The sequence below is a fragment of the Streptomyces sp. NPDC127190 genome (genome assembly GCF_042672505.1).
Taxonomy (GTDB): Bacteria; Actinomycetota; Actinomycetes; order Streptomycetales; family Streptomycetaceae; genus Streptomyces.
On the sequence record NZ_JBHXVE010000039.1, the window covers coordinates 43211 to 56230 of the forward strand.

At 72.6% G+C, this 13020-nt stretch carries 15 protein-coding genes; 7 read left to right on the plus strand and 8 right to left on the minus strand.

All coding sequences use genetic code 11. From position 1 onward, the window contains the following. Positions 1-125: 125 nt before the first annotated feature. Both ACFVIU_RS36240 and ACFVIU_RS36245 read right to left on the minus strand, forming a co-directional pair. The gene (locus tag ACFVIU_RS36240; protein ID WP_385847844.1) at positions 126-1379 is read right to left on the minus strand and encodes an Ig-like domain-containing protein; all 1254 of its coding nucleotides are present in this window, start codon (positions 1377-1379) and stop codon (positions 126-128) included. Between the two features lie 190 nt (positions 1380-1569). After that, positions 1570-1917: a hypothetical protein gene (locus tag ACFVIU_RS36245; protein WP_385847845.1), complete on the minus strand. Its 348-nt coding sequence runs from the start codon at positions 1915-1917 to the stop codon at positions 1570-1572. A 109-nt stretch (positions 1918-2026) separates the two neighbouring features. Here ACFVIU_RS36245 and ACFVIU_RS36250 point away from each other — a divergent pair, with 109 nt between their 5' ends. After that, the gene (locus tag ACFVIU_RS36250) at positions 2027-2359 is read left to right on the plus strand and encodes a hypothetical protein (RefSeq protein ID WP_385847846.1); all 333 of its coding nucleotides are present in this window, start codon (positions 2027-2029) and stop codon (positions 2357-2359) included. An 82-nt stretch (positions 2360-2441) separates the two neighbouring features. Here ACFVIU_RS36250 and hutH read toward each other — a convergent pair whose 3' ends face one another. The 3 genes from hutH to ACFVIU_RS36265 all read right to left on the minus strand — a co-directional run bounded on the left by hutH (position 2442) and on the right by ACFVIU_RS36265 (position 6084). Beyond that, positions 2442-3980, minus strand: a complete 1539-nt coding sequence (gene hutH, locus ACFVIU_RS36255; RefSeq protein WP_385847861.1) for a histidine ammonia-lyase — start codon at positions 3978-3980, stop codon at positions 2442-2444. An 87-nt stretch (positions 3981-4067) separates the two neighbouring features. Beyond that, a complete protein-coding gene (locus ACFVIU_RS36260) occupies positions 4068-5210 on the minus strand; it encodes a diguanylate cyclase domain-containing protein (RefSeq protein WP_385847847.1) in 1143 nt (380 codons plus the stop codon). Positions 5211-5289: 79 nt separating this feature from the next. After that, a complete protein-coding gene (locus ACFVIU_RS36265; protein ID WP_385847848.1) occupies positions 5290-6084 on the minus strand; it encodes an enoyl-CoA hydratase/isomerase family protein in 795 nt (264 codons plus the stop codon). 201 nt (positions 6085-6285) lie between these two features. On the opposite strand from ACFVIU_RS36265, the gene ACFVIU_RS36270 reads away from it, so the two are divergent. Next, positions 6286-6933: a hypothetical protein gene (locus tag ACFVIU_RS36270; RefSeq protein WP_385847849.1), complete on the plus strand. Its 648-nt coding sequence runs from the start codon at positions 6286-6288 to the stop codon at positions 6931-6933. 16 nt (positions 6934-6949) lie between these two features. Here the strand turns inward: ACFVIU_RS36270 and ACFVIU_RS36275 are convergent, their stop codons facing one another. Together ACFVIU_RS36275 and ACFVIU_RS36280 are read right to left on the minus strand one after the other, a co-directional pair. Next, positions 6950-8062, minus strand: a complete 1113-nt coding sequence (locus ACFVIU_RS36275; protein ID WP_385847850.1) for an adenylate/guanylate cyclase domain-containing protein — start codon at positions 8060-8062, stop codon at positions 6950-6952. Positions 8063-8279: 217 nt separating this feature from the next. Further along, positions 8280-9149, minus strand: coding sequence for a biotin--[acetyl-CoA-carboxylase] ligase (locus tag ACFVIU_RS36280; protein ID WP_385847852.1), 870 nt, complete (start codon positions 9147-9149; stop codon positions 8280-8282). 111 nt (positions 9150-9260) lie between these two features. On the opposite strand from ACFVIU_RS36280, the gene ACFVIU_RS36285 reads away from it, so the two are divergent. The 4 genes from ACFVIU_RS36285 to ACFVIU_RS36300 all read left to right on the plus strand — a co-directional run bounded on the left by ACFVIU_RS36285 (position 9261) and on the right by ACFVIU_RS36300 (position 11958). Then, positions 9261-10865, plus strand: coding sequence for an acyl-CoA carboxylase subunit beta (locus ACFVIU_RS36285; RefSeq protein WP_385847853.1), 1605 nt, complete (start codon positions 9261-9263; stop codon positions 10863-10865). A 25-nt stretch (positions 10866-10890) separates the two neighbouring features. Further along, a complete protein-coding gene (locus tag ACFVIU_RS36290) occupies positions 10891-11100 on the plus strand; it encodes an acyl-CoA carboxylase epsilon subunit (protein WP_385847854.1) in 210 nt (69 codons plus the stop codon). An 80-nt stretch (positions 11101-11180) separates the two neighbouring features. Further along, the gene (gene mmpB / locus ACFVIU_RS36295) at positions 11181-11309 is read left to right on the plus strand and encodes a morphogenic membrane protein MmpB (RefSeq protein WP_385847855.1); all 129 of its coding nucleotides are present in this window, start codon (positions 11181-11183) and stop codon (positions 11307-11309) included. Positions 11310-11340: 31 nt separating this feature from the next. Next, a complete protein-coding gene (locus ACFVIU_RS36300) occupies positions 11341-11958 on the plus strand; it encodes a Maf family protein (protein WP_385847857.1) in 618 nt (205 codons plus the stop codon). Here ACFVIU_RS36300 and ACFVIU_RS36305 read toward each other — a convergent pair. After that, positions 11944-12564 carry a hypothetical protein gene (locus ACFVIU_RS36305; RefSeq protein ID WP_385847858.1) on the minus strand — a complete coding sequence of 207 codons (621 nt, stop codon included), beginning with the start codon at positions 12562-12564 and terminating at the stop codon, positions 11944-11946. The genes ACFVIU_RS36300 and ACFVIU_RS36305 overlap by 15 nt on opposite strands. A 364-nt stretch (positions 12565-12928) precedes the next feature. On the opposite strand from ACFVIU_RS36305, the gene ACFVIU_RS36310 reads away from it, so the two are divergent. Then, a partial coding sequence (locus ACFVIU_RS36310; protein ID WP_308427085.1) for a biotin carboxylase N-terminal domain-containing protein occupies positions 12929-13020 on the plus strand: 92 nt, incomplete at its 3' end.

Sequence of the window (13020 nt, forward strand, 5' to 3'; positions counted from 1 at the left end):
CCGCCCCGCCACCCCCACCGGCGGCCGCGGGCGCCCCTTCCCCTCCGCGGGGGGCCGGGCGCGGGGGCCCCCCACCCCGGGGCGGCGCCCGCGGGGGGGGCAATCGCGAGGGTGTGAACGGACCGTCAGACGGCGGAGCCGGCCTTCCACTGGGCCCAGTCCATGTTCCAGCCGTTGAGGCCGTTGTCCGGCGAGACCGTCTTGTCGCCGGTGTTCTGGATGACCACGACGTCACCGATCAGCGAGTGGTTGTAGAACCAGGCCGCCGGAGTGCTCGCGTCGCCGGCGCCCTTGACGTCCCGGAGGCCGACGCAGCCGTGGCTGGTGTTGACGCTGCCGAACACCGAGGGCGCGCCCCAGTAGTTGCCGTGGATGAAGGTGCCGGAGGTGGTCAGGCGCATGGCGTGCGGCACGTCCTTGATGTCGTACTCGCCCTTGCCGTCGGAGTCCTTGAAGCCGACCGTCGCGCCGTTCATCCGGGTCTGGGTGAACTTCTCGGAGATCACCATCTGGCCCTCGTAGGTGGTGTGTTCGGGGGCGCCCGCGGAGATCGGGATGGTCTTGACGACCTTGCCGTCCTGCGTGACCTTCATCTGGTGGGTCTTCGCGTCGACGTAGGAGACCTGGTTGCGGCCGATGTGGAAGGTGACCGTCTTCTGCTGGACGCCGTGCAGGCCGGGGGCGCCCTCGACACCGTCGAGCGCCAGCTTCAGCGTGACGGTGGCGCCCTCCTTCCAGTACTGCTCCGGGCGGCAGTCCATGCGGTTGGCGTTGAACCAGTGGCAGGCGACCTCCTGGCCGCTGCTGGAGGTGACCGTGACGCCCTTCTGCACGGCCGCCTTGTTGGTGATCGCCTTGTCGAAGTTGATCGAGACCGGCATGCCGACGCCGACCGTGGCGCCGTTCTCCGGGGTGAAGGTGCCGATGAAGCTGTTGGCCGGGGACACCGTGGTGAACTGGGCGTTCTCGTGGGCTATGCGGCCCTCGGAGTCCTTGGCCTCCGCCGCGATCTTGTAGGTGGTGGAGCGCGCCAGCTGGGTGGTGGGCTTCCAGCTCAGCTTGTCGGCGGACAGCTGCCCGGCGACGGGCTTGCCGTCCTGGGTGGTCATGGTGACGCCGGTGAGCGTGCCCTTGCTGACCGTGACGGTGCCCGAGTTGTTGATCGACGCGTTGTCGGAGCCGTCCTTGGGCGTGATCGTGATCTGCGCCTGCGAGGACTTCTTCGCCGCCGCGGCGTCCGCCTGCGCCTGTGAGGAGTCGTTGCCGTTGCCACTGCCGGAGGACTTGTCGTCACCGCCGGAACACCCCGTGAGCACCAGCACACCGCCGAGCAGAGCGGACGCGGCCATCAGGCCCCTGCGCCGCTTACTGTCCGTCATCACAAGCTTCTCCATCGTTGCCGAGCCGCCAAGAACTGCGTGTCCCCCGAACCTTCAACGCTACGGCCGGTTCGTCCCGTTCCGGATCCCGGGGATCTGTGGGACACGCCACGTCCGCCGTCGTGGGCGGGTGGTACGACGAGACCCCGGACGGCGGTTGCCGCCCGGGGTCATGAGTGCCCCCGAACGCTCAGCCGATGCCGCCCTCTTCCCGCTCGTCGTCCTCCTCATCATCCTCGCCCAGCTCCCAGTCGGGCGAATCCGGGTCGTAGTCGATCCGCTCGCTGGACCAGGACGCCTGCTGGAGCTCCACCCCGGGCACCGCGCCGACCAGGTCGAACGGGTCGACGAGATAGGCGAGGGCCTCCGCGGTGTCTTCCGTCACAGCACCCTCGGCCTGGCCGCGCTCCGCCTCGGGCAGCTCCGGGTCCTCCGCGAGCCGGCGCAGGGCGGCCCGGGTCAGTGCGTCCTCGTCCTGCACCTCCAGCACCAGATCCACCCGGAGCCGTACAAAACGTGATGTCTCCTCATCGCTCATGGCGCGAGCGTACGGCCGAAACCTGCCGTGACTTTCCTGTGACCCACGATTTTCACTAACATCGCCCCACACGGCCAATTCGCCAGCGTCACAAGGGGATCGATATTCCGTGTCATCCGCTCGCCGTCCGCTGCTGACCGCCACCGCCGCGGGAACCCTGCTGTGCGCCCTGTGGTTCGTGCCGTCCGCGAACGCGTCGCAGGACTCGCCGGCCAGAGCGACGACGGCGTCGAGTACGGCCACGGCGACGCAGGTCACGCAGGAGGGGCGGGCGGTGTCGGCGGCGACCGCGCAGACCGCCCACGAGACCGCGGAGGGCGCCGGACTCGCCGACACCGGCAGCATCGACACCACTCCGTACGTGGTCGGCGGCACCCTGTTCCTCGCCGTGGGCGCCGGGTTCGTGGTGTATTCGGTGCGCCGCGAACGCCTGGGCTTCTGACTCCGTGGAGCCGAAGCCGTCCTGACGCACCGACAGGGGGCCCCGCACGGCGGAGCCCCCTGTCACCTTCCCCTTGCGGGTCCTACTGGAGCGGGCCGGTGACCGTCTCGGCGGCCGCGACCAGGTGACCGCCGGCCACGAAGGCGTCGGCGGCGGCCAGGTCGGGCGCCAGGAACCGGTCCGGGCCGGGGCCCTGCACTCCGGCCTTGCGCACGGCGTCGATGACCGCCCGGGAGGCGGGCGCCGGGGTCAGGCCCTCGCGCAGCTCGATGGCGCGGGTGGCGGCGTACAGCTCGACGGCGATGATCCGGGTGAGGTTGCCGACGGCGGTGCGCAGCTTGCGCGCGGCCGACCAGCCCATGGACACATGGTCCTCCTGCATCGCGGAGGACGGGATGGAGTCCGCGGAGGCGGGTACGGCGAGCCGCTTCATCTCGCTCACCAGCGCGGCCTGCGTGTACTGGGCGATCATCAGCCCGGAGTCGACACCGGCGTCGTCGGCGAGGAAGGGCGGCAGGCCGTGGCTGCGGTTCTTGTCCAGCAGCCGGTCGGTGCGCCGCTCGGCGATGGAGCCGAGGTCGGCGGCGGCGACGGCGAGGAAGTCCAGCACATAGGCGACCGGGGCGCCGTGGAAGTTGCCGTTGGACTCCACCCGCCCGTCGGGCAGCACGACCGGGTTGTCCACGGCGGAGGCCAGCTCCCGCTCGGCGACCAGCCGGGCGTGCGCGAGGGTGTCGCGTCCGGCGCCGGCGACCTGCGGGGCGCAGCGCACCGAGTAGGCGTCCTGGACCCGGGGGGCGCCGTCCTGGTGGTGCCCGGTGAGGCCGGACCCCTTGAGCACGGCGAGCATGTTGGCGGCGGAGGCGCCCTGGCCCGGGTGCGGCCGGATGGCGTGCAGCTCGGGGGCGAGCACCTTCTCCGTGCCGAGCAGCGCCTCCAGGCTGAGGGCGGCGGTGATGTCGGCGGACTTGTAGAGGGTGTCGAGGTCGGCGAGGGCCATGATCAGCATGCCGAGCATGCCGTCGGTGCCGTTGAGCAGGGCCAGGCCCTCCTTCTCGCGCAGCTCGACCGGCTCGATGCCGTGCTCGGCGAGCAGCTCGCCGGCGGGCCGTACGACCCCGTCGGGACCCTCCGCGTCGCCCTCCCCCATGAGCGCGAGGGCGCAGTGGGACAGCGGGGCCAGGTCGCCGGAGCAGCCGAGGGAGCCGTACTCGTGGACCACCGGGGTGATCCCGGCGTTCAGCACGTCGGCCATGGTCTGGGCGACCTCGGGCCGGACGCCGGTGTGTCCGGAGCAGACGGTCTTGAGCCGCAGGAACATCAGCGCCCGTACGACCTCCCGCTCGACCCGCGGGCCCATGCCGGCGGCGTGCGAGCGGACGATGTTGCGCTGCAACTGGGCGCGCAGTTCCTGGCTGATGTGCCGGGTCGCCAGGGCGCCGAAGCCGGTGGAGACGCCGTAGACCGGCTCCGGCTTGGCCGCCAGCGCGTCCACGATCTCGCGGGCCGCCGCGAGGGCCGCCACCGCCTCCGCCGACAGCTCGATGCGGGCACCGCCGCGCGCCACGGCGAGAACGTCGGACGCCGTGACCCCGGACGTCCCCACCACCACAGTGTGCATATCCATATTCAGGAGCGTACGCATTGAATGCGGCGATGTCACTAGTGGCGGCCGGGGGCACCCCTTACCTGCGCTGTGGCCTTCGCCTCACGGCAGCCGGCCGCGGAACCGGCGCCGCTCGGCCCGGGACGGCGGGGGCTCGTCGGCGAGCCGTACGACGGGATCGTCCGGCCCCTCCCGCCCGGCCACCACCGGCCGGTCCGCGCGCATGGCCTTGGCCCGGTACTGCGCCGCGTCCGCCAGCCGGAACAGCCGCCGGGCGTCCCGCACCTCCCCGATCGGGTCCTCGGTCGAGGCCACCCCGCAGGCCACCCCCTCCCCCAGCTCCAACTCCCCGGCCCTGCGGCACAGTTCGTCGGCGGCCTTCACGACCTCGTCCGCGGCCGGCCCGACCGCCAGCAGACAGAACTCGTCCCCGCCGAGCCGCGCCGCCAGCGCCCCCGGCACCATCGCGCCGCACAGCGACAGCACCGAGCCGAACCGCTCCAGCAGACGGTCCCCGACGGCATGCCCGAGCGTGTCGTTGACCCGCTTGAGCCCGTTCAGATCGCAGACCACGAGACTGACCACCACGCCCTGCGTACGGTGCCGGTCCACCGCCTCCTCCAGGCGTACGTCGACGGCCCGGCGGTTGGCGAGTCCGGTCAGGGCGTCGGTGAACGCGAGCCGGCGGGCCTCCTCCAGCCGCTCGGTCTGCGCGATGCCGGCGGCGACGACCGCGGCGAGCACGGTGGCGAAGTCGGCGTCCTCCCGCGCGAACAGGGGCGCACCGACCGCCCGGGCCACATACAGCTCGCCCCAGGCACGGCCGTGCAGCACGACCGGCGCGACGACACAGCAGCCGCGGCCGCGCCGGCGCAGGGCGGCGACCCGCTGGTGGAAGTAGCCCGGGGTGCCGGCGGCCGGCCCCTGGGCGGTCTCCACCCACGCGTTGGGCCCGCCGCCGCCCGCCCATCTCTCGTGCAGGAACTCGGTGATCTCCGGGAACTGGTGCACCGGGTACGCCTCGGACTCCGGGAACTCCTCCTCGTCCGGGGCGCACTCCCCCACGTTCACGAGGACGCGCAGCCGCCCCAGCTCCCGCTCCCACACCGACAGCGCGGCGAACGTGCCGTCCAGCGCACGGCAGGCGCCGAGCGCGGCGGCGTGCCACGACTCCCGTGGGGTGTGCGCCGCCGCCATCCCCTGCGCCAGCGCCACGACGGCACGGAGCCGCTTGTCCTCACCCATTACCCCAGCGTAGGGACGAACAGGGGCAAGAGGGACATTGTTGCGGCGAACAGGCTAGGCCCGACGCGGCTGCGGGGCCTTACTCGCCCGGCCACTCCGGGGTGCGCTTCTCGTTGAACGCGGCGACCCCCTCCGCCCGGTCACCGGAGAACGCCACCGACCGCCACGCCGCGTCCTCCACCTCGAGCCCGGCCCGCAGATCCAGCCCATGCCCGAGCCGCAGCGCCCGCTTCGCCGCCCGCAGCCCCACCGGCGAGTTCCCGGCGATCGCGGTGGCCAGCGCCAGCGCCTCCTCCCGGTCCCGGCCCTCCTCGACCAGCCGGTCCACCAGCCCCAACTCGGCCGCCTCCGCGGCCTCCACCCGGCGCGCCGAGAAGATCAGCTCGGCCGCGCGCGCCGCCCCGACCCGCCGGGGCAGCAGCTGCGTACCGCCGCCGCCCGGGATGACCCCTACGGAGACCTCCGGCAGCCCCACCAGGGCCGTACGGTCGGCCACGATCAGATCGCAGGACAGTGCCAGCTCGAAGCCGCCGCCCAGCGCGAACCCGTGCACCGCCGCGATCGTCGGCATCGGCAGCTCCAGCACCCCGGTGTACGCCGCCCGGGCCGCCGGCCGCTGCCGGACGAGGTCGGCGTCGGTGAAGGAGTTCCGCTCCTTCAGGTCGGCGCCCACGCAGAAGGCCCGCTCGTGCGAGGAGGTCAGGACGACCACCCGCGCCTCCCGGTCCGCCGCCAGCGCCGCGCACGCCCCGCCGAGCGAGCGGGCCATCTCCGTCGAGACGGCGTTCATCGCCTTGGGCCGGTCCAGCACCAGTTCCGCGACATACCCGTGCCGCCGCACCAGCACGAACTCCCCGAACCGCTCCTCGCTCATGACACCCTCCGGGCACAACGTTAACGCGGGTTAACTCCCTGTCGGCCCGATCATCGCAGCCCGGCCCCGGTCCCGGAAACCCCGGGGGGCTACACCCGTTCGAGTGACATCCCGGCCGTCTCACCCCACTCCGCCCACCCCGACGCATAACGTGCGCACCGCCCGGCGCGACCGGGGCGCGGGGAGAAGCGGGGAGAACACATGACACCGATACGCGGCGAGTCGTCCGGTACGGAGACAGCGACAGCGACAGCGGTAGAGGGGGAACCGGAGCCCGCTGCCCTCACGGACGGCTGGATCCGGCGAGGGCGGCATCGCAAGCCCCGGCCCCGCAAGGTGCTGCTCGCCGCAGGGGGGCTGGCCCTGGTCGCCGGCGTGCTGAGCCTGGTCCGGGTGACCCCGGAGTCCGGTGTCGGCGCCCCGGGCACGGCGGAGGCCGAACCCCGGCTGGACCCCGGCACCACCGCACGCGCCCCGCACTCCGGCACCCCGTCGACGGCCACACCCACCGCCCTGCCGACGGCGGCCTCCGTCATGGGCGGCCACAGCCTCGCGCCCACCCCGGCCGCGTCCAGCACGGCCCGGACCGCCCCGGACGTCGGCGCGCACCCGACGAAGCCGGGCACCACCGCCGTACCCACACCCGGCGCCCCGGCCCCGGCGACTCCCCCGCCCGGCACACCTACCGCACCGGCCCCCGCCACCTCCGCACCGGCGACCGCCGCACCCACCCCGTCCACCAGCCACACCCCGGCCCCGAGCCCCCCGCAGAGCACGCCGGAGCCCGGCCCGGGCGGAGTGTGCCTGCCGGTGCTCGGTCTGTGCGTGGACGGACTCGGCGCGTCCTAGGGCCCGGCAGAGAGGCCTAGTCCCGGCCGTCCCGGCGGGTCAGCAGCCAGGGTTCGACCACGCCGAGGCCGCGGACCGGGCGCTGCCACATCGGCTGGAGGGCGAAACGGTACGTCGGCGGGTCCTCGCCCTTCTTCTCGGCGGCCGCCGCGGCCTCCGCCGCCTCCGCCTCCGAGACGGGCGCCTCACCGGTACGGATCAGCTCCTCCGCGAAGGCGCTGTCCACCAGCACGGCGTCCCGCGGCGCTATCGAGGTCAGCCGGGAGGCGAGGTTCACCGTCGTACCGAAGACATCACCCATGCGGGTGGTGACCGTGCCGAACGCCATGCCGACCCGTAGCTCCGGCATCGTCTCGTCGTTCGCCAGCGTCTCGACCAGCAGCATCGCGATGTCGGCGGCCGTACCGGCGTCGTCGGCCGCGTACAGCACCTCGTCGCCGAGGGTCTTGATGAGCCGGCCGCCGCGCGCGGCCACCAGGTCGGCGGCGGTGGTCTCGAAGGCCTCGACCAGTTCGCCGAGTTCCTCCTCCTCCATCCGGCGCGTCAGCCGGGTGAACCCGACCAGGTCGGCGAAGCCGACGGCGAGCCGTCGGTCGACCATCTCCTCGTCGTCCGCCGACTGCACGACCCGGCCGGCCGAGGCGGCGAGCTGGCGGCGCCAGACGTAGACCAGGAACTCCTCCAGCTCGGGCAGGAGCAGCTCGACGATCGGGTACGTCACCTCGGTGCGGGTCATCCCGGGCTCGGGCGGCTCGGTCAGGCCCTCCAGGAAGGAATCCATCTGCCACTCGGCCAACCGGGCGGTGGTCTGCCCGGTGGACCGGGCCACCTGCACCGCCATGGCCTCGCTGAGCAGCCCCGCCTCGACCAGACCGGCGAGGCGTCGCAGGGCGAGGACGTCCGCCTCGGTGAAGGCCTTGGCCTGGCCGACGTCGGCGAAGCCCATGGCCCGCCAGAAGCGGGTGGCCAGCTCCATGGAGACACCGGCGGTACGGGCCGCCTGAAAGGGCGTGTAGCGCCGCTCGGCACCGAGGATCAGCGCTTCGAGACGCACGGCCAGCGGGTGCGGGGCTTTTCCGGGGTCGGCGCCGTTCGAGTCCGCGCCGGAACCCGTGTCGTCGACGGTCACGCGTGCTGCCCTTCCGATCTGCCACGGTCAGGTATCGACCGGCCTCAACTCTACGGCAGGTGTGCGCCAGCTCACTCCGTCGGGTTCGGCCGAGGAGCGTGCCCGCTGCCGGGCGCGCGGACCGGGGTGCGTCCGGGAACACCCCGGCGTCACCGGGTACCCCTCCACGGTGCCCCCTCGAACGCTTCCACGCGCCCCCGACGGGCCGACTCACGCCCTACGCCGGCCGCAGGTGGACGATGTCGCCCGCGCCCACCGGCTCGCGCACCCCCTCCTCGGTGGCGATGACCAGCCGCCCGTCCCCGTCCACGGCCACGGCCTCGCCCACCACGGCCCGGTCCCCCGGCAACTCCGCCCGGACCGTACGGCCCAGCGTCGCGCAGCCCGCCGCGTAGGCCTCCTGGAGCCCGCTGGGGCCCGGATCGCCGCCGGCCGCGCGCCACCGCCCGTACCAGTCCTCCAGCGACCGCAGCACCGCCCGCAGCAGCGGGTCCCGGTCCGTGCCGGCCGCCCCGGCCAGCGCGAGCGAGCCCGCCTGCGGCACCGGCAGCTCCTCCGCCCGCAGGGTGACGTTGATGCCCACGCCGATGACCACCCCGGCGTCGCCGGCCCGCTCCGCGAGGATGCCGCCGGCCTTGCGCTCCTCCCCGCCCACGGTGACCAGCAGGTCGTTCGGCCACTTCAGCGCCGTGTCCACGCCCGCCGCCCGGGCCAGTCCGGTCGCCACCGCGACACCGGTGAGCAGCGGCAGCCAGCCCCACCGGGCCACCGGCACCTCGGTGGGCGCCAGCAGCACGGAGAAGAAGAGTCCGGAGCGCGGCGGCGCCGTCCACCGCCGGTCCAGCCGTCCCCGCCCGGCGGTCTGCTCCTCGGCGACGAGGACCGCGCCCTCGCCCGCCTTCCCGGCCGCGGCCCGGGCCGCCAGGTCGGAGTTGGTGGAACCGGTCCGCGGGACCAGCTCGATCTCCGTCCACAGGCTGCCCTCGCGGACCAGCGCACGCCGCAGGGCAGCGGCGTTCAGAGGCGGACGGTCCAGATCGGACCAACGGCTGTCGTCGGATGCGTCTGATGCATGGTGCGGCGTCATGCAAGCCACCCTAGGTGTGGGAAACGCCGCACTGCCGACGCCGGGGCCCACCACTACTCTACGGATGAGTAACCGTCCCCCCCTTTGAGCAGGCAGGGAGCCGCGATCCCGATGTCGGAGCCGGAAGAGCGTCAAGAGATCGACATTCACACGACCGCGGGGAAGCTCGCGGATCTCCAGCGTCGTGTCCACGAGGCGACGCACGCCGGCTCGGCACGCGCCGTGGAGAAGCAGCACGCCAAGGGCAAGTTGACGGCCCGTGAGCGGATCGAGCTGCTCCTCGACGACGGCTCGTTCGTCGAGCTGGACGAGTTCGCCCGGCACCGCTCCACCAACTTCGGACTGGAGAAGAACAGGCCGTACGGGGACGGCGTCGTCACCGGCTACGGCACCGTCGACGGCCGCCCGGTCGCCGTGTTCTCCCAGGACTTCACCGTCTTCGGCGGCGCCCTCGGCGAGGTCTACGGGCAGAAGATCGTCAAGGTCATGGACTTCGCGCTGAAGACCGGCTGCCCGGTCATCGGCATCAACGACTCCGGCGGCGCCCGGATCCAGGAAGGCGTCGCCTCCCTCGGCGCGTACGGCGAGATCTTCCGCCGCAACACCCACGCGAGCGGTGTCATCCCGCAGATCAGCCTGGTCGTCGGCCCGTGCGCGGGCGGCGCGGTCTACTCCCCGGCCATCACCGACTTCACGGTCATGGTCGACCAGACCTCGCACATGTTCATCACCGGCCCGGACGTCATCAAGACCGTCACCGGCGAGGACGTCGGCTTCGAGGAGCTGGGCGGCGCCAGGACCCACAACTCCGCCTCCGGCGTGGCCCACCACATGGCCGGCGACGAGAAGGACGCCATCGAGTACGTCAAGCAGCTGCTGTCGTACCTGCCGTCCAACAACCTCTCCGAGCCCCCGGTCTTCGCGGAGGAGGCGGACCTCGCCGTCAACGACGAGGACCTGGAGCTGGACACCCTGGTCCCGGACAGCGCGAACCAGCCGTACGACATGCACACGGTGATCGAACACATCGTGGACGACGGCGAGTTCTTCGAGACCCAGTCCCTGTTCGCGCCGAACATCCTCACCGGCTTCGGCCGGGTCGAGGGCCACCCGGTCGGGGTCGTCGCCAACCAGCCGATGCAGTTCGCCGGCTGCCTGGACATCGCCGCCTCCGAGAAGGCCGCCCGGTTCGTGCGCACCTGCGACGCCTTCAACATCCCGGTGCTGACCTTCGTGGACGTGCCCGGCTTCCTGCCCGGCGTGGGCCAGGAGCACGAGGGCATCATCCGGCGCGGCGCCAAGCTGATCTACGCCTACGCCGAGGCCACCGTGCCGCTGATCACCGTGATCACCCGCAAGGCCTTCGGCGGCGCCTACGACGTCATGGGCTCCAAGCACCTGGGCGCCGACCTCAACCTGGCCTGGCCCACCGCCCAGATCGCCGTCATGGGCGCCCAGGGCGCGGTGAACATCCTGCACCGCCGCACCCTCGCCGAGGCCGAGGCGAGCGGGGAGGACGTGGAGGCCGTTCGCGCCCGTCTGATCCAGGAGTACGAGGACACCCTCCTCAACCCCTACGTCGCGGCCGAGCGCGGCTACATCGACGCCGTGATCATGCCGTCCGACACCCGGGCCCACATCGTCCGCGGCCTGCGTCAGCTGCGCACGAAGCGGGAATCCCTGCCTCCGAAGAAGCACGGCAACATCCCGCTCTAAGCCCCCGAGCCCCCAAGGAGCCGCTGTGACGATCAAAGTCGTACGGGGCAACCCGACCCCGGAGGAGCTGGCCGCCGCTCTGGCGGTGGTCCGCGCCCGCGCCGCGGCGGCAGCGACGACGCCGCCCGGCGCGGACGGTCTGCGCGACGCGTGGTCCGACCCGTCCCGGATCGCGGCCGCCCGCCTGCCGAAGCCGGGCCCGGCGTCCTGGACCCGCACCTACTGGCCGAGCTGAGCGCCCGGCCGCGGCCGGGGGGTGCCAATTGAGTACCGGTACTCAGGCATCCTCCCGGCCCGAGGCCGCACGCTGGTGACATGCTGTGGTCAGACCCCGAGGACGAGCCGCCCAAGGACATGCGCGAAGCGCATGAGATGCTCCGGCGGCTCGGCTTCCTCATGGCCCTGGCCATGGTTCTGGCGATGATCGTGATCGGTCTGAGGTGAGTCGGGCGCACCGGCTGACTAACCTGACGGCATGACTGCCACGCCGCGCCGCCGCCTGATCCTCGCCTCCCAGTCCCCCGCCCGCCTGGGTCTGCTCCGGCAGGCCGGGCTCAGCCCCGAGGTGATCGTGAGCGGGGTCGACGAGGACGCCGTCACCGCGCCCACCCCGGCCGAGCTGGCCCTCGCCCTGGCCGAGGCCAAGGCGTCGGTGGTGGCGGCCAGGCCGGAGGTGCAGGGCGCCCTGGTGATCGGCTGCGACTCGGTGCTGGAACTGGACGGGCAGGCCCTCGGCAAGCCCGCCGACGCCGAGGAGGCCACCGCCCGCTGGAAGGCCATGCGCGGGCGGGCCGGGGTGCTCCAGACGGGCCACTGCATCTGGGACACGCAGGCCAAGCGGTATGTGTCCGGCACCGCCTCCACCGTCGTCCGGTTCGGCGAGCCCACCGACGAGGAGATCGCCGCGTACGTGGCCTCCGGGGAACCCCTCTACGTCGCCGGGGCGTTCACCCTGGACGGCAGGTCGGCGCCGTTCATCGAGGGCATCGACGGCGACCACGGCAATGTGATCGGCATCAGCCTGCCCCTGGTCCGCAAGCTGCTCGCGGAACTGGGCGTCGGCATCACGGAGTTGTGGTCAGCGGCCGAGTGACCCGGCGGAGACGGATCCCCGGGGCCCGCTCTCCCCGTCCTGCGGCTGCTCCCTGCGGGTGTCCCCGTCCTGCGGACCGCTCGCCCGGCCGTCCCCGTCCTGCGGACCGCTCGTCCGGCCGTCGCCGTCCTGGGGCTGCTCCGTACGGACCACCGCTTCACCCGATGGGGCGGCGCCCGGGGCGGCCGGCCGGGCGGCGCCCCGCTCGGGGCCGCCCTCACGGTCGTACGTCATCAGCAGCAGGACGACGAGCCCCAGCACCACCACCATGAACAGGAACGCCGTCCAGCCGACCATGCCCCAGGCGAAGGCGCCCAGCAGGCCGTGCACGACCGCCGCGCTGATCAGCAGGATGCGGCCGAACCCGGCGGGCGCCCGGTCGCGTATCGCCACCAGGACGGCCACCAGGGCGCACAGCGCGAAGTAGAGCCCGAAGACGACCCCGCCGATCTTCGACGACGTGGCCATCACATCGGGGTCGAGCCCGGCCAGGGACATCTTCTGCCGGTCCACGACCATGCCGAGGAACCAGTTCAGCGCCGCCACGCCGAAGGCCTCGGCGAGGAGTACGACGGCCACGACCCACGCCACCGGTCTGCGCACCACCGGTCCCCACCCACTCTCCAGCCAGCGTTCTGTTACCCGAGGTACGTTCGAGTCATCGCGCACGCTACTAACGGGTAAACCGGGGGACAAGGGTTCGGGCGGCAGCAAAGAATCATTGGGCCATTCGTAGGGACTCGACAAAGAAACAGAGTGGGCCGCAGCACGCCTTCACAGAGACCTTGGCCACATGACGGAGCTAGGGTTTTCCGCAGGAGTCCTGCGTACCGTGGTGCGACAAGGGCTTTCGCGGGTCGAGCGCGCCTCGAATCACGCTCCGTGTGGGCAAGCTCACCATTGGGGACGGGTCGAAGTGCCGTGTCGGCAGTCCCTAAACTCGGCTTGTTTCAAGGAGGGAGCCTCAATCGTGCGCAAGGTGCTCATCGCCAACCGTGGCGAAATCGCTGTCCGCGTGGCCCGGGCCTGCCGGGACGCCGGGATCGCGAGCGTGGCCGTCTA